Below are 16,207 nucleotides of genomic sequence, written 5' to 3'. Positions count from 1 at the left end.
ATGATCGCCGACTCGCTCTCCGTCAGTTTCGCGCCGCTGGTGCCCTGGGCGCTGGTGATCGCCCTCGGCGTCCTGGCCCTGCTGGTGCTGGCCGTGGGCTGGTTGCGCGCGGCGACCGGGATCGCGTGGCGGACGCTGGCGCTGGCCGCGCTGACCCTGGCCCTGGCGAACCCGACCCTGATCGCCGAACGGCGCGAGCCGCGCGAGGACGTGGTCGTCGTCGCCGTCGACCGCACCACGAGCCAGTCGATCGGCGAGCGAACCGACCGCACCGACGAGGCCGTCCGCGCCCTGGAGGAACGGCTCGCCCGGCTGCCGGGGCTGCGGGTCAAGCAGGTCACCGTGCGCGACGGCGGGATCGGCGAGGCGTCGGAGGGCACCCGCCTCGGCACCGCCGTGCGCGAGGCCCTGAGCGACGTGCCCGACGGACGGGTCGCCGGCGTCATCGCCGTCACCGACGGTCAGGTACACGACGCGGACCGGCTGTCCGGCCTGACCGATGCGCCGCTGCATGTGCTGCTGACGGGCGACCAGGGTGAGCAGGACCGGCGCCTCCGGGTGGTCCAGGCCCCGAGCTTCGGCATGGTCGGCAAGTCGGTCACCCTGACCGTCGAGGTGGTCGACCCGGCCACGCCCCAGGGCGAACCGGTGGCGGTCCAGGTGTCGATCGACGGCGAGCCGGGTCCGGCCGTGCCGATTCCGGCCAATACCCGTCACGAGATCGAGCTGCCGATCGACCATGCCGGCCAGACGGTGGTGGAACTGTCCGTCGAACCCGGCCCGGCCGAGCTCACCCTGGAGAACAACCGAGCCGTGGTCGGCGTCGGCGGCGTGCGCGACCGGCTGCGGGTTCTGCTGGTCTCCGGCGCGCCCCATGCGGGCGAGCGGACCTGGCGCGACATCCTGAAATCCGACCCCTCGGTCGACCTCGTCCACTTCACCATCCTGCGGCCGCCGGAGAAGCAGGACGGCACGCCGATCCGCGAGCTGTCGCTGATCGCCTTCCCGTTCCGCGAGCTGTTCGAGCTGAAGCTGAACGAATTCGACCTGATCATCTTCGACCGGTACCGCCGCCGGGGCGTGCTGCCGCGGCTGTACCTGAAGAACATCGCCGATTATGTGCGCGACGGCGGGGCGCTGCTGGAAGCGTCGGGACCGACCTTCGCCGGCCGCCTGAGCCTGGCCCGCACGCCGCTCGGCGAGGTGCTGCCGGTGAACCCGACCGGCGGGGTGATCGAGCAGGGCTTCAAACCGCGGGTCACCGATATCGGGCAGCGCCACCCGGTCACCAGCGCCCTCGCCGGGGCCAATTCCGGAGCGACGACCGAGCCGCTCTGGGGCCGCTGGTTCCGGCAGATCGACGGCCAGGGGACCAACGGCAACGCCGTCATGAGCGGCGTCGACGGGCGGCCGCTGCTGGTGCTCGACCGGGTCGGAGAGGGCCGGGTGGCCCATCTGCTGTCCGACCAGATCTGGCTGTGGAGCCGCGGCTTCGAGGGCGGCGGCCCCCAGGCGGAGGTCCTGCGCCGCACCGCCCATTGGCTGATGGAAGAGCCCGATCTCGAGGAGGACGACCTGCGGGCGACGGCCCGAGGCCGGGTCATCGAGATCGAGCGCCGCACCCTCAGCGATACGGTGCCCCCGGTCCGGGTGACCGGTCCGGACGGCACCGACATTCAGGTCGAGCTGGAGATGACCCAGCCGGGCCGGGCCCGTGGCACGCTTGAGGTCGAGCGGCCAGGTCTCTACCGGCTGGTCGACGGCGAGCAGGATGCCCTGGTCGCGGTCGGCGCCCTCAATCCCATCGAGTTCGCCGACGTCGCCACCACCGAGACCCGCCTCGGCCCGATGGCCGAAGCCTCGGGCGGGTCGGTGACCTGGATCTCCGAGACCGGCACCCCGTCCCTGCGGCGGATCGGGCCTGACCGCACTGCCGCCGGACGCGGCTGGATCGGGCTGCGCGAGAACGGGGACTACGTCGTGGCCGGCGTCACCCTGCTTCCCGCCCTGCCGGCCGGCCTGGCGCTCGCCCTGGTTCTCGGTACGCTGATCCTGGCCTGGCGCCGCGAGGGAGACTGAGGCCGAGCGCCGGGAAAGCAAATTCACTCAAATTCAAATAAGTTAATACTCAATCACCACAATTCGTACAATTTCGATCAGAATTTGAACGTGACGTCTGCATACCGACGTTGCGATAGTCCCGCATGGTCTCAGGGAGGGAGCATGCAATGGACGAGATCTTTGATCATTGGATCGATCAGTCTGGCAGAACACTGTCGTTGAGCAACATCATACGCGATAAGACTGGGGAACAAGCGGTCTGGTATGCCCTGAAAGACTTGGGCTACGCGGCGGTCGCCTGGGACGAGGGGGGCGTGCGGGTGCGGTTGGCCGCAGACGGCGTGGATCCACGGACGATCGACGGGCTGATGATGACGCTCAAGGCGGTCCGGCGCCCGATCGTGCTGGAAGTCTGGAACGGCACCGTCTGGCAGCGGACCGACTATGCCCACGGAGCGGCGTTCGCGAACGACATCTTCACCGCCATCGACCTGCCGGAGTGAGATCACCCGGCGGACGCTACCCCTTCCCCGAATGCGGTCACAGCCAGGTCGATGAAGGCGCGCACCTTCGCCGCCAGCGGCCGGCCTGCCGGATAGATCGCGTAGATCCCGACATCGGGTTTGCGATGCGCCGACAGGATTTCCTCCAGCCGGCCGTCGCGCACCGGGGCGCCGATGATGAACTCCGGCATCTGCACCACCCCGAGCCCCTGTTCGGCGGCGGCCGCCAGGGCCGTGCCGTTGTTGGACAGCAGGCGCGGCTTGAACTTGTGCCACACCGATCCGGACGACCCGTCGAACCGCCACCGCACACCGCCGTCCAGATAGCTGTATCCCAGACAGTCATGGGTCGAGAGATCGGCCGGCGCTGCCGGGCGGCCGCGTCTGTCCAGATAGGACGGCGCCGCGGCGGTGATGCTGCGGACCGAGCCGAGACGGCGGGCCATCATGCTGGAATCCTCAAGCTCGCCGATCCGCACGGCCACGTCGTATCCCTCTTCGACCAGATCCACCCGGCGGTCGTTGAGCACCAGGTCGATGGACAGGTCCGGGCAGCCCGCCAGGAAACCGGCAAGCCGGGGCGCCAGCTCGCTCTGCCCGAAGGAGACGCCGGCGCTGACCCGCAGCAGCCCTGAGGGCGTGTCCCGATGGGCGCCGACCTCGGCCTCGGCGGCCTCGAATTCGGCGACCGCCCGCCGGCTGTGTTCCAGCACCCGCTCACCGGCTTCGGTCAGGCTGATCCGGCGGGTCGTGCGGTTCAGCAAGCGGGTACCGAAGCGGTCCTCCAGCCGGGAGACCTGCTTCGACACCGCCGATTTCGACATGCCCAGACTCTCCGCCGCCCTGGAGAATCCGCCGGTCTCCGCCACCCGGGCGAAGATCGCCATGGCGGTCAGGTGATCGATCATCGCTCCCTCTCATTGTCCACGTCAGGAAACAATACGTTGCCACATAGCCTATTTTATATTGGCGAGGAGAACACCAACTATAGCGCCAACGGATCATCAACCGCAGACCGCCGGCACCAAGTCGGGCGGCGCGAAGGAGAGAGCGAATGACCAAGGTTCTGGTGCTGTATTATTCGAGCTACGGCCATATCGAGACCATGGCCGGTGCCGTGGCCAAGGGCGCGGGCAGCGTGCCCGGCGTCGAGGTGACCGTGAAGCGCGTGCCGGAACTGATGCCCGAGGACGTGGCGAAGAAGGCCGGCGTCAAGCTCGACCAGGATGCGCCGATCGCCAAGCCGGAAGAGCTGGCCGACTACGACGCCATCATCTTCGGCACGCCGACCCGCTTCGGCAACATGGCCGCACAGATGCGCAACTTCCTCGATCAGACCGGCGGCCTGTGGGCCAACGGCAAGCTGATCGGCAAGGTCGGCAGCGTGTTCGTATCCACCGCCACCGGCGGCGGCAACGAGACCACCGCCACCACCTTCCACACCACCCTGCTGCACCACGGCATGGTGATCGTCGGCCTGCCCTACTCCGCCAAGGAGCTGCTGAACATCGAGGAGTTCCGGGGCGGATCGCCCTACGGCGCCGGCACCATCGCCGGGTCGGACGGCAGCCGCCAGCCCTCGGCCAACGAGTTGGCCTTGGCGGAATTCCAGGGCGCCCATGTCGCGAAGATCGCGAAGGGCGTCAGCGCCGAGCTGAAGAGCGAGGCGTAATCCCGCGCCGTGCTGGTGACAGGCGGCGCATCACCCGCGCCGTGCTGTCTCAGGCGGCGTGACGTCAGGAGGTTACGATGATCGAAGTGCGTCCTTTTGATTCCCTCGGCAAGTTCCGGATCGACTGGCTGAACGCCAGCCATCACTTCAGCTTCGGGCACTACATGAACCCCAAGCGCATGGGCTTCGGCGCCCTGCGGGTCTGGAACGACGACACGATCGAGCCGGGAACCGGGTTCGACCCGCACCCGCACCGCGACATGGAGATCATCACCTATGTCCGAAAAGGGGCGATCACCCACCAGGACCGGCTCGGCAACCAGGGCCGGACCGAGGCCGGGGACGTCCAGGTGATGTCGGCCGGAACCGGCATCGTCCACGCCGAGTACAACCAGGAACCCGATCAGACCCAGATCTTCCAGATCTGGATCGAGCCCTCGGGCCGCGGGTTCGAGCCGCGCTGGGATGCCCGGCAGTTCCCGAAGGGCGACCGCTCGGGCGACCTGGTGGTGCTCGCCTCCGGACGGGCGCAGGACGCCGGTAACGGCGCCCTGAGCATCAACCAGGATGCCGCCGTGCTCGGCGCCACCGTCAAGGCCGGGCAGAGCGTGACCCATATCCTGGGCGCCGGCCGCAAGGCCTACCTGGTGGCCGCGGCGGGTGCGGTCGAAGTGAACGGCGTCGCCGCCAAGGCGCGCGACGGCGTGGCGATCGCCGACGAGGAGACGGTGACCATCACCGCCACCGAGGACGCCGAAATCGTTCTGGTCGACGTACCCTGAGCGATTGGCGGGCGCCATGACATGACGGCAACGGGGCGGCTCGACCGCCCCGTTTCGATTCTTACGTCCCGTCGACGCGCGCGGCGCTCTCGGACTCGCCGGCCATGCGCATCCAGGTCGAGACGATGATCCCCGCATCCTCCGATGCGAAGCGCACCCGCGAGCCGCCGCCCTCGTGTCCCAGCACCTCTCCGTGCAGGCTCATGCCGGTCGCCGGGTCGCGCACGGTCACGACGGTCCCCACCGGCACCTCGACCGTCGGCACCACCCGAACGCCGCCCGCCGACACGTTGTCGACACGACAGGCGGAGGTGCGGCCATCGGCGATCACTTCAAGTCCTGAAGTCACCGGATAACGCTCGCTGCGACGGCGCTCGGCCCCGGAAGAAGTCGGCCCGAGAAGTTTCTCCCGCAGCCACGTGACAAACGACATCTACACCTCCAACACCGCATGGTACCGTCGCCGGAGATTTCGCGCGATGCGTGATCCACCGATTACGTGATGCAGCATTCTTGTTCGCCCACTGACGATTCTGATAAGTGTGCGAATGATAAGCCGGTTTTATATCAATTATCCGGCATTTTAGGGGGCTCGATGTCGGCGGTTGCGATCGACACGGAGGGATACACGGCTGAGGAGAAGGATGCGCTGCACATCCTGCCCCTGGCCATCGTCCCGCTTCAGACCCCCGGCATGCGCCGCATCCGCCTGATAAAGAACGCCCGGGTCGAGACCGTGGTGGAGCTGTTCAAGGACAATCGCGCCGGATCCGGGCAGATCGATATCCGCGCCATCGGCGACTACTTCGACAAATCCGCGCCCACCTTCGAGGAGGACCGGACCATCGTCGAGGCGCTGGCGATGGAGCTCAGCTTCGACGTCTATTCGCTCCGGCTCGCCCTGCGCTCGCACAACATCAAGGTCGACGAGGCCGAGCATCTTCGCCTGTCGCCGCAGATGCAGGAGAAGCTCACGGAGTACATGCGGGTGTTCACCCGGCCGCTGATCCAGAAGGTCTTCGGCAACGAGACCCGCGACGTCTCCAGCGCCTCTGAGATCTTCGAGATGTTCCGCGGGGTCGACCGCGACGTGGCCCTGAAGCGCATCAAATCGATCTCCGACGCGTTGGGGATCGAGATGGACCAGATCCCCGGATTTCTGGAGGATTACGGCGACATCTTCCTGTCGCTCTCCTATTTCAAGCGCGCCCTGGAGGACATCCGCCCGACCTTCGAGCGCTTCAAGGCCTGGACCCACGAGGGCATCCGCAACTCGCACCTGCGCCATAACCGGGACGCGATGCGCTACACCGACATCGTCGACACCCAGCTGGAGGAGGCCATCGCCTTCACCATGCTGCGCTTCAAGGCGTTCGACGAGGCCAGCCAGGACTTCTGGAAGGACCTGTCGGAGTACCGCTACGCCCATCTGCGCCGGCTGGTCACCAGCAACCACCGCACCATCGGCGGCATCCTCTGCGCCCTGTCGGTCAAGATGATCCGCTGGCAGGAGGATTTCCCCGGCGAAAGCGGCAGTCCCAACAAGCGCGCCGACTGGCTGCTGGCCGAAATGGTCCCCGGCCTTGACAAAATCCGCCATATCCAACGCAGTGCGCCCTCTCTGAACTCCCTCTGACCGACCCTCCCTCCGGAGCCCCGACCATGCGCATTCTCGGCGACACCGCCTCGGGCAACTGCCTGAAGGTCAAGTACGCGGCCGACTTCCTCGGCCTGCCCTACGAATGGACCGATATCGACATCCTGAAGGGCGAGAGCCGGACGCCGGAGTTCCTGGCCCTCAACCCCATGGGCCAGGTGCCGGTGATCGTGCTGGACGACGGCCGGGCGCTCGGCCAGTCCAACGCCATCCTGCAGTATCTCGCCGAAGGCACCGCGCTGGTGCCGGCCGATCCGTTCGACCGGGCCAAGGTCGCGGAATGGCTGTTCTGGGAGCAGTACAGCCACGAACCCTATATCGCCGTCTGCCGGTACCACATGGTCTACAAGGGCGAGCCCAAGGAGACCCGAGAGGCCTGGCGGGTCCAGCGCGGCGAGGCGGCACTCGATGCCATGGAGACCGCGCTGGCCGGCCGCGACTTCCTGGTCGGCCCGACCCTGACCATCGCCGACATCGCCCTGCTGGCCTATACGCGGCTGGCCGAGGAAGGCGGTTTCGACTTCGGCACCAGACCGGCGGTTGGAAAGTGGATCGCACGGTGCGAGGCTGTCCTGAAGCTCGACTGATCGGACATGCCCCAATGCCTGCCTCCAGCACCGCCGCCGTCGCCCTTTCCGGCGTCAGCCACAGTTTCGGCCCTCTCGGCGTTCTCGGTCCGCTCGACCTGACGGTCGGCGATGGCGAGTTCGTCGCCCTGGTCGGCCCGTCGGGCTGCGGTAAGTCGACCCTGCTGCGTCTCGTGGCCGGCCTGGTCACCCCGACCGGCGGCCGCATCACGGTCGAGGGGGTGCCCGTCACCGGACCCGACCCGAGGCGCGGCATGGTGTTCCAGCAGCCGGCGCTGTTCCCCTGGCTGAGCGTGGCCGCCAATGTCCGCTTCGGCCTGGACGAGCAGCGGGTGCCGCGCCACGAAGGCGACCGACGGGCGGCCGACTGGCTCGCCGCCGTCGATATCGCCGAGTTCGGCACCGCACTGCCCGCGACCCTGTCCGGCGGCATGGCGCAGCGGGCAGCCCTGGCCCGCGCGCTGGCGCCGGAGCCGGATCTCCTGCTGCTGGACGAGCCGTTCGGCGCCCTCGACAGCCTAACCCGCCGCGACATGCAGGCACTGCTGGAGCGGGTGCGCCAGCGCACCTCGGCCACCGTGATCCTGGTGACCCACGACGTGGAGGAGGCGCTGTTCCTGGCCGACCGGGTCGTCGTACTCTCGCCCCGGCCGGGCCGGGTGGTGGCGGAGGTGCCGGTCCCGTTCGACCACCCCCGCGACGACGCGCTGCGCCTGTCGTCGGAGTTCATGAAAGCCCGCGGCGAGGTCGAGGCGGCGCTGGCAGCCAGCCGTCCGACCTCGGAGCCGGTCAGGCAACCAGCGTCGGAACTCCAGCCCGGATGACGTCGACGCAGGGATTGAACCCGATCCGGTAGGCCAGCTCCGCCGGTTCCTCGATGTCCCAGATCACGAAGTCGGCGGCCTTGCCGACTTCCAGCGTGCCGCGCCGGTCGCCGATCCCCAACGCCCTGGCCGCGTTCCGCGTCACCCCGGCCAGCGCCTCCTGCGGGGTCAGGCCGAACAGCACGCAGCCCATGTTCATCGCCGTCAGCAGAGAGGTCACCGGCGAGGAGCCGGGATTGCTGTCGGTGGCGAGCGCGATCGGAACGCCGGCCTCGCGCAGGCGATCGACCGGCGGGCGGCGGGTCTCGTTCAGGGTGAAGAACGCGCCCGGCAGCAGTACGGCGACCGTTCCCGCCCGCGCCATCGCCCGGACGCCGACCGGCGACAGGTATTCCAGATGGTCGGCCGAGAGCGCACCCGCCTCCGCCGCCAGTTCCGCCCCGCCATAGTCGCTGAGCTGTTCGGCATGCAGCTTGACCGGCAGGTTGAACAGCCTGGCCGCCTCGAACACCCGTGCCACCTGCTCCGGGGAGAAGGCGATGGTCTCGCAGAAGGCGTCGACCTGGTCGACCAGCCCCTGCTCTACAGCCCCCGGCAGCACCTCGTCGCAGACGAAGTCGATATAGTCGTCCGCATCGCCGTCGAATTCGGGCGGCACCGCATGGGCGCCGAGGAAGGTGGTGATGACCTCCACCGGGGCCTCGCGCTCGATCGCCCGCGCGACTCGCAGCATTTTTAGCTCGGTATCCAGGTCGAGACCGTATCCGGACTTGATCTCGATGACGGTGACCCCTTCGGCCACCAGCGGCGCCAGCCGCCGCAAGGCCGACCGCAGCAGGTCCGCCTCGCTCGCCGCCCTGGTCGCCGCCACCGTGGCCCGGATGCCGCCGCCAGCGCGGGAGATCTCGGCGTAGCTGGCACCCGCCAGCCGCTTCTCGAATTCTCCGGCGCGCTGTCCGCCATAGACCAGATGCGTGTGGCAATCGATCAGCGCGGGGGTGACCCAGTTCCGCTCGCCGCTATACCGGACGGCGGCCAGCCCCTCTTCGGGACCCGGCAGGGCCGAGCGCGGTCCGATCCAGGCGATCTGCCCGTCCTTCACGGCGATCGCGCCGTCGTCGATCCGCCCGTAACCGTCCGCCGTGGCACAGGTCGCGATGTCGATATCGGTCCACAATGCGTCCCACATGGCGCAGCTCCCCACAGCCGGTCCCGTGAACCCTAAGGGGACCGGCCCTCGACTGCCAAGACTTGTGATGGCCGCGCGGCGGCGCCAGGATGGGGCCGACCGCGCCCCCAACGAGGAATGCCCCATGGCAACGCCCGAATTCATCGATGCCGACACCCTGGCCGACTGGCTCGCCGACGGATCGGTCGAGCTGATCGACGTACGCGAGGAGCCGGAATTCGCCCAGGCGCGCATCCCCGGCTCCCGGCTGATTCCGCTGTCCGGCTTCGACCCGGCCGCGGTCGAGCTGCCGGCCGACAAGAAGGTCGTCTTCCACTGCAAGAGCGGCGTGCGCTGCGGCCATGCCGCCGACCGCATGATCGCCAGCGGCAGCGACCGCCAGTTCTACCGGCTGCAGGGCGGCATCATGGCCTGGATGCAGTCCGGCCATGCGGTCGAGCCCGGCGAGTGAGGAAAAACGTCTCGACTGAATACAACCGAGCTAAGACCCTCAAATAAATAAACCTTTCAAGATCCGCCGTATGGGTGTAGGGATATTTCGTCGCCCCCCGTTATTCACGGTGGGGCGCGATCCCATTCATGCCGGCGGACAGACCTAACAGACATGGCCCGCCGGCCAGTCGGACTTCGGACCTTCACGGATCGGGCGCCTGATGCATCTTACCCTGCCCCTCGCCGCGCCGTCGGCGACAGAGCTCCCCGATCCGGGGACGGGCAGGTTGGCGGCGTCCAGGACGAACCTGCCCGGCGCGGGCGGAAGATCCTGATGATGGCGGGGCGGTTCCTCCTTCTGCTCGCGATGGCGGTCGGCCTGATCGGCGACATGCCGGCCCGGGCGCAGCAGGACCTCGTCGCCGATCTCAGCGAGCATCTGATCGCCATCACCACCGGGTTCACCGGCGCCGACGTGCTGCTGTTCGGCGCGGTCGAAGGCGAAGGCGAGATCGTGGTGACCGTCACCGGTCCGCGCAGCGACGTCACCGTCCGGCGCAAGGAACGGGTGGCGGGGATCTGGGCCAACGTGGAGTCGGTCACCTTCGACAACGCGCCGTCCTTCTATGCGGTGGCGTCCACTGAACCGCTGGAGAACGTGGCGAGCGCCGACATCCGCCAGCGCCAGGAGATCGGGATCGAGAACCTGTACCTGCGTCCGGACGATTCCGCCGTGGATCCCGGCACCGAAGCGATCTTCCGCGCCGGGCTGATCCGCAATAAGCAAGCCGCCGGCCTGTATTCGGAGTCGGTGCTTCCGATCACGGTGCTGTCGAACCGGCTGTTCCGCACCCGCATCCACCTGCCGGCCAACGTGGCGACCGGCACCTATACGGTCGCCGTCTATTTCCTGCGCGACGGCTCGGCGGTGCATGCCCAGACCACGCCGCTGGTCGTGTCGAAGACCGGCATCGGCGCCGATATTTTCCTGTTCGCACACGGCAACTCCGCCGCCTATGGTGTGCTGGCGATCATCATCGCCATCGCTGCGGGCTGGTTCGCGGCGTGGATCGGTCGTAAGGTCGGATGAGCGATCAGGCTGGCAGGGTCAAGGTCGAGCGGACATGACGGAAGACAGTCAACGCGTATTCCTCGTGGTGGTCGACGACAGCGAGGAACTCAATGTCGCGCTGCGTTTCGCGTGCCAGCGCGCCCGCCATACCGGCGGTCGTGTGGCACTGTTCCGCACCGTGGAGCCGGTCGAATTCCAGCATTGGATGGGCGTCGGCGAACTGATGCGCGAAGAGGCGCGGCAGGAGGCCGAACACCTCCTCGAACGGGTCAGCCAGCAGGTGCTCGACCTCTCGGGATCGATTCCGGTGGTCTATATCCGCGAGGGGACGGCCCGCGACGAGCTGCTGAAGCTGATCGAGGAGGAGCCGACGATCTCCATCCTCGTGCTGGCGGCCGCCCCGAAATCCGACAATCCCGGCCCCCTGGTCAGCCACCTGATGACCAAGGCGGCCGCCCGGCTGCGCATCCCGATCACCATCGTTCCCGGCTCGCTGACCGACGCGGAGATCGACGCGCTGACCTGACCGCGCGTCCGCCGCCTTCCACCGGGCATCGCCCGGCATGGCTCACCCGATCCTGGCGCGGGAGTCTTCCGCATCAACGTCTTGGTAAGGGCCACAGCTTGACCGGTCGTATCGCGGACTGCGATGCTCCGAGAACCATGCTCGTCTTAGCCCGGAAGAGGCAATGATCTCAAATCCCCTGGAGACCGTGCGCGAGGTCGTAGAAACCTCGCCCGTCGTCTCGGATTCCGTCTCCTATACGACCTGCTACATGTGCGCCTGCCGATGCGGCATCAAGGTTCACCTGAAGGACGGGCGGATCCGATACATCGAAGGCAACAAGAACCATCCCGTGAACAAGGGGGTGCTCTGCGCCAAGGGATCCGCCGGGATCATGCAGCACTACTCGCCGGCGCGGCTGTCCAAGCCGCTGAAGCGGGTCGGCCCGCGCGGCTCGGGCGAGTTCAAGGAGATCGAGTGGGAGGAGGCGCTGTCGACCGCGGCCGAATGGCTGGGCGACGTGCGCAAGACAGATCCCCGCAAGCTGGCCTTCTTCACCGGGCGCGACCAGTCGCAGTCGCTGACCGGATGGTGGGCGAGCCAGTTCGGCACCCCGAACCACGCCGCCCACGGCGGATTCTGTTCGGTGAACATGGCGGCGGCCGGCCTATATACGATCGGCGGCTCGTTCTGGGAGTTCGGCGAGCCGGACTGGGAGCATACCGAATACTTCATGATGTTCGGCGTCGCCGAGGATCACGACAGCAACCCGATCAAAGCCGGGCTGGGCAAGATCAAGACCCGGGGTGCGAAGTTCGTCTCGGTCAATCCGGTGAAGACCGGCTATTCCGCGATCGCCGACGAGTGGGTCGGCATCCGCCCGGGCACCGACGGCCTGTTCGTCATGGCGCTGATGCACGAGCTGCTGAAGGCACGCCGCGTCGATCTCGACTACCTGGTGCGCTACACCAACGCGCCCTGGCTGGTGATCCAGGATCCGGGCGCGGCCGACCACGGCCTGTTCGCCCGCGACGCCGACGGCGCGCCGCTGTGCTTCGACAAGAAGGCCACTGCGCTCGCCAACGCCATGCTGGCCGACGTCGCCCCGGCCCTGGTCGGCGAGCACACGCTGGCCGACGGCCGCAAGGCGGTGCCGGCCTTCCAACTGCTCTACGACCGCTACACCGCCGACGAATACGCGCCCGACGCGGTGGCCGAGCGCTGCGGCCTTGATGCCGACCGCATCCGCCGCCTCGCCGCCGAGCTGGCCCATGCCGCCTTCGAGAAGGAGGTGGTGATCGACCAGCCCTGGACCGACTGGGCCGGGCGGCGCCACGAGAAGATGATCGGCCGGCCGGTCGCCATGCATGCCATGCGCGGCATCTCCGCCCATTCCAATGGGTTCCACACCTGCCGGGCGCTGCACCTGCTGCAGCTTCTGCTGGGGTCGATCGACGCGCCCGGCGGCTTCCGTTACAAGCCGCCCTTCCCGCGCCCGGTGCCGCCGCCCCTGAAGCCGGCGGGCAAGGCCGGACAGGTCGAGCCGGGCAAGCCGATGGCCGGCCCGCCGCTGGGCTTCCCGACCTCGCCGGAAGACCTGCTGGTCGAGGCCGACGGCACCCCGCGGCGCATCGACAAGGCCTATTCCTGGGACGCGCCGGTGGCCGCCCACGGCCTGATGCACATGGTGATCCAGAACGCCTGGGCCGGCGATCCGTACCCGATCGACGTGCTGTTCATGTACATGGCGAACATGAGCTGGAACTCGACGATGAACTCGTCGGGCACCATGAAGATGCTGACGGACAAGGATCCGCAGACCGGCGAGTACAAGATCCCGAAGATCATCTACTCCGACGCCTACGCCTCGGAGATGGTGGCCTATGCCGACCTGATCCTGCCCGACACCACGTATCTCGAGCGCTGGGACTGCATCTCCCTCCTCGACCGACCGATCTGCGACGCCGACGGGGCGGCGGACTCGATCCGCCAGCCGGTTGTGAAGCCGGATCGCGACGTGCGCCCGTTCCAGGACGCGCTGATCGAGATCGGCGTTCGCCTCGGCCTGCCCGGCCTGACCAAGGAGGACGGCTCCGCCAAGTTCCCCGGCGGCTATCCCGACTATCTGGCCAATCACGAGCGCGCACCGGGCGTCGGCCCGCTGGCCGGCTTCCGCGGTGTCGACGGCACCAAGGAGGGCAAGGGCGAGCCGAACCCGGACCAGCTCCAGCGCTACGTCGACAACCAGTGCTTCTGGCGTCACGAGTTCGCGCCGTCGGAACGCTACTTCAAGCACGCCAACAAGGAGTATCTGGAGAAGGCGGTCTCGCTCGGCCTGATCGGGGCGGCGAACCCGATCATCCACCAGATCTACTCCGAGCCACTGCAGACCTTCCGCCTCGCCGCCGAGGGCCATGGCAACGTGGTGCCGCCGGAACATCACCGCGAGCGGGTGAAGACCTATTTCGACCCCCTGCCCTTCTGGTACGCGCCGTTCGAAGGCGAGGTCCTGGGCGAGGAGCTGGACCAGTTCCCTATGCACGCCATCACCCAGCGCCCGGCCGCCATGTATCACTCCTGGGGCTCGATGAACGCCTGGCTGCGGCAGATCCACGGGCTCAACAAGCTCTACATGAGCCGCCAGCGCGCCGAACAGCTCGGCATCGGCGAGGACGACTGGGTCCATGTCACCTCCCACCACGGCTGCATCAAGGCCCAGGTCCAACTCATGGAAGGGGTGAACCCGGACACGGTATGGACCTGGAACGCCATCGGCAAGCGCAAGGGGGCCTGGGGCCTCGACCCCAAGGCGCCGGAGGCGACCAAGGGCTTCCTGCTGAACCACCTGATCTCCGAACTGCTGCCGCCGAAGGGCGGCGGCTATCGCTATGCCAATGCCGACCCGGTCACCGGCCAGGCCGCCTGGTACGACCTGCGGGTCCGCATCGAGCGGGCCGAGGCCGACGCGCCCGGCACCGAGGCCGAACCGCGCTTCGCCCCGCTGCCCAAGCCGCCGGGCGGCAAGACCGGCCCCAGGACCCTGCGCTATGGGGCCAAGATCGACGGGGAGGCTGCGGAATGACCTCGCTTCCCACCAAGGCGCCGACCAAGAAGCTCGGCCTCGTCATCGACCTGGACATCTGCGTGGGCTGCCATGCCTGTGCGGTGAACTGCAAGGAATGGAACTCGGGCGGTCACTCCGCGCCGATGACCGACTGGAACGCCTATTCCGGCACCGAGAGCACCGACGGCGACGATGCCGGCGCCTGGGGCGTGTGGTTCAACCGGGTCCACACCTACGAGGTCGGCGACGCGCCGGAGAGCCGCACCGTCCACTTCCCGCGCTCCTGCCTGCATTGCGAGGAGCCGGCCTGCGTCACCGTCTGCCCGACCGGCGCCAGCTACAAGCGCGAGGAGGACGGCATCGTCCTGGTCAATCCGGACACCTGCATCGGCTGCAAGCTGTGCTCCTGGGCCTGTCCGTACGGCGCGCGCGAATACGACTACACCGACGGGGTGATGAAGAAGTGCACCCTGTGCATCGACAAGATCTACAACGAGAATCTGGAAGAGGTGGACCGGGTGCCGGCCTGCGTCTCGACCTGCCCCGCCAGCGCGCGGCATTTCGGCGATCTCGGCGATCCCGGCAGCGCGGTCTCCAAGATGGTGTCGGAGCGCGGCGGCTACGACCTGATGCCGGAGATGGGCTACAAGCCGACCAACAAGTACCTGCCGCCGCGCCCGCGCAAGAACACTGCCGGCGATACCGGCGCGCCGACGAAGCTGGAAGCGCTGGCAGCCGAGGCCGCCGATGCGGTGCCGTCCAACGCCGGAGGCAACGGCTTCCTGGCGTGGGTCGACGCCATGCTGTCGCGCTGAGGGAGGAGACCGAGATGCATCCCGCCTCCTCCGTCATCTTCTTCACCACCGCGTCGGGCGCCGGCTACGGGCTGCTGTTCCTCATGGGGCTGGCCGGGGCCGCCGGGCTGATGCCCGCCGGACTGTGGTCCGGCCTGATCGGCTTCGCCCTGGCGCTGGGACTGATCACGGCCGGCCTGCTCGCCTCCACCTTCCATCTCGGCCATCCCGAGCGGGCCTGGCGGGCGATGTCCCAGTGGCGCTCGTCCTGGCTGTCGCGCGAGGGCATGGCCGCGGTCGTCACCTACCTGCCGGCGCTGATCTTCGCGCTCGGCTGGATCGTGTTCGAGGATGCCCGCGGATTCTGGGGCGTGTTCGGCATCCTGGCCAGCGCCGGGGCCGCCGTGACGGTGGTCTGCACCGGCATGATCTACGCCTCGCTGCGGACCATCCGCCAGTGGCACCACCCGCTGGTGCTCCCCGGCTACCTGCTGTTCGCGCTCTATACCGGGGGCCTGTGGATGGCGGTATTGGTCTGCGGCTTCGGCGGCGATGCAGGGCTCCTGATCTGGGCCACCATCATCGCCGGCTCGGCCGCCGCCGCGGTGAAATGGACCTACTGGTCGCGGATCGACACCGACGCCCCGGTCACCACGGCGGGCACGGCCACCGGGCTCGGCCATCTGGGCAAGGTGCGGATGCTGGACGCGCCGTCCACCTCGAAGAACTTCGTGATGCGCGAGATGGGGTACCGGGTCGCCCGCAAGCACGTGCACAAGCTGCGGATGATCGCCGCCGTGGCCGGTGTGGTGGTGCCCTTCGCCCTGCTGATGGTGGCGGGCATCATGGCGACCGCCGGCGGCTGGATCCCGGCCCTGCTGGCTGCCGTGATCGGCACCCTGGGCGTGGCGGTCGAGCGCTGGCTGTTCTTCGCCCAGGCGACCCATGTGGTCACGACGTATTACGGGGCCGAAGCGGCGTAGCCTCGCCCCGAATACCCCTCCTCCGGATGGCGGAATTGGCAAGGGATTTGCTTCCCTCCCGCCGACCATCTGGAGGAGTTGT

At 68.1% G+C, this 16,207-nt stretch carries 16 protein-coding genes; 13 read left to right on the top strand and 3 right to left on the bottom strand.

Annotation, left to right across the window (positions count from 1 at the left end):
• On the top strand, window positions 1–2,079 hold the full coding sequence (locus T8K17_RS12545) for a hypothetical protein (protein WP_322334845.1): 2,079 nt from the start codon (window positions 1–3) through the stop codon (window positions 2,077–2,079).
• 149 nt (window positions 2,080–2,228) lie between these two features.
• Window positions 2,229–2,564: a hypothetical protein gene (locus T8K17_RS12540; RefSeq protein ID WP_322334844.1), complete on the top strand. Its 336-nt coding sequence runs from the start codon at window positions 2,229–2,231 to the stop codon at window positions 2,562–2,564.
• A gap of 2 nt (window positions 2,565–2,566) precedes the next feature.
• Here the strand turns inward: T8K17_RS12540 and T8K17_RS12535 are convergent, their stop codons facing one another.
• A complete protein-coding gene (locus tag T8K17_RS12535; protein ID WP_322334843.1) occupies window positions 2,567–3,472 on the bottom strand; it encodes a LysR family transcriptional regulator in 906 nt (301 codons plus the stop codon).
• A 146-nt stretch (window positions 3,473–3,618) separates the two neighbouring features.
• Between T8K17_RS12535 and wrbA the strand changes: the two genes are divergently transcribed.
• On the top strand, window positions 3,619–4,236 hold the full coding sequence (gene wrbA / locus T8K17_RS12530) for an NAD(P)H:quinone oxidoreductase (RefSeq protein WP_322334842.1): 618 nt from the start codon (window positions 3,619–3,621) through the stop codon (window positions 4,234–4,236).
• Window positions 4,237–4,313: 77 nt separating this feature from the next.
• Window positions 4,314–5,018: a pirin family protein gene (locus tag T8K17_RS12525; protein WP_322334841.1), complete on the top strand. Its 705-nt coding sequence runs from the start codon at window positions 4,314–4,316 to the stop codon at window positions 5,016–5,018.
• Between the two features lie 61 nt (window positions 5,019–5,079).
• On the opposite strand, the gene T8K17_RS12520 is transcribed toward T8K17_RS12525, so the two are convergent.
• Complete coding sequence (locus tag T8K17_RS12520; RefSeq protein WP_322334840.1) at window positions 5,080–5,451, bottom strand: PilZ domain-containing protein; 372 nt, start codon at window positions 5,449–5,451, stop codon at window positions 5,080–5,082.
• A 162-nt stretch (window positions 5,452–5,613) separates the two neighbouring features.
• Between T8K17_RS12520 and T8K17_RS12515 the strand changes: the two genes are divergently transcribed.
• Genes T8K17_RS12515 through T8K17_RS12505 form a run of 3 tightly spaced genes read left to right on the top strand, consistent with a single transcriptional unit; the run spans window position 5,614 to window position 8,086 of the window.
• Window positions 5,614–6,654: a hypothetical protein gene (locus T8K17_RS12515; protein WP_322334839.1), complete on the top strand. Its 1,041-nt coding sequence runs from the start codon at window positions 5,614–5,616 to the stop codon at window positions 6,652–6,654.
• Between the two features lie 26 nt (window positions 6,655–6,680).
• Entirely contained in the window at window positions 6,681–7,262 is a 582-nt protein-coding gene (locus T8K17_RS12510) for a glutathione S-transferase family protein (protein WP_322334838.1), read from the top strand.
• A 14-nt stretch (window positions 7,263–7,276) separates the two neighbouring features.
• Window positions 7,277–8,086 carry an ABC transporter ATP-binding protein gene (locus T8K17_RS12505; RefSeq protein WP_322334837.1) on the top strand — a complete coding sequence of 270 codons (810 nt, stop codon included), beginning with the start codon at window positions 7,277–7,279 and terminating at the stop codon, window positions 8,084–8,086.
• On the opposite strand, the gene hutI is transcribed toward T8K17_RS12505, so the two are convergent.
• Window positions 8,052–9,275, bottom strand: a complete 1,224-nt coding sequence (hutI, locus tag T8K17_RS12500) for an imidazolonepropionase (RefSeq protein WP_322334836.1) — start codon at window positions 9,273–9,275, stop codon at window positions 8,052–8,054. The two genes, T8K17_RS12505 and hutI, sit on opposite strands and share 35 nt — an antisense overlap.
• Window positions 9,276–9,399: 124 nt before the next feature.
• Between hutI and T8K17_RS12495 the strand changes: the two genes are divergently transcribed.
• The 6 genes from T8K17_RS12495 to T8K17_RS12470 all read left to right on the top strand — a co-directional run bounded on the left by T8K17_RS12495 (window position 9,400) and on the right by T8K17_RS12470 (window position 16,125).
• Complete coding sequence (locus T8K17_RS12495; protein WP_322334835.1) at window positions 9,400–9,726, top strand: rhodanese-like domain-containing protein; 327 nt, start codon at window positions 9,400–9,402, stop codon at window positions 9,724–9,726.
• Between the two features lie 318 nt (window positions 9,727–10,044).
• Complete coding sequence (locus T8K17_RS12490; RefSeq protein ID WP_322334834.1) at window positions 10,045–10,797, top strand: TIGR02186 family protein; 753 nt, start codon at window positions 10,045–10,047, stop codon at window positions 10,795–10,797.
• A gap of 34 nt (window positions 10,798–10,831) precedes the next feature.
• Complete coding sequence (locus T8K17_RS12485; RefSeq protein ID WP_322334833.1) at window positions 10,832–11,305, top strand: universal stress protein; 474 nt, start codon at window positions 10,832–10,834, stop codon at window positions 11,303–11,305.
• A 163-nt stretch (window positions 11,306–11,468) separates the two neighbouring features.
• Window positions 11,469–14,366: a molybdopterin oxidoreductase family protein gene (locus T8K17_RS12480; RefSeq protein WP_322334832.1), complete on the top strand. Its 2,898-nt coding sequence runs from the start codon at window positions 11,469–11,471 to the stop codon at window positions 14,364–14,366.
• Window positions 14,363–15,163: a 4Fe-4S dicluster domain-containing protein gene (locus T8K17_RS12475; protein ID WP_322334831.1), complete on the top strand. Its 801-nt coding sequence runs from the start codon at window positions 14,363–14,365 to the stop codon at window positions 15,161–15,163. The genes T8K17_RS12480 and T8K17_RS12475 overlap by 4 nt, the downstream gene beginning before the upstream one ends.
• Window positions 15,164–15,177: 14 nt before the next feature.
• On the top strand, window positions 15,178–16,125 hold the full coding sequence (locus T8K17_RS12470) for a dimethyl sulfoxide reductase anchor subunit family protein (RefSeq protein WP_322334830.1): 948 nt from the start codon (window positions 15,178–15,180) through the stop codon (window positions 16,123–16,125).
• Window positions 16,126–16,207 lie beyond the last annotated feature (82 nt).

Origin of the sequence: Thalassobaculum sp. OXR-137 (genome assembly GCF_034377285.1) — a bacterium.
Taxonomy (GTDB): domain Bacteria; phylum Pseudomonadota; class Alphaproteobacteria; order Thalassobaculales; family Thalassobaculaceae; genus Thalassobaculum.
This window is presented reverse-complemented; position numbering and strand designations above follow the sequence as displayed.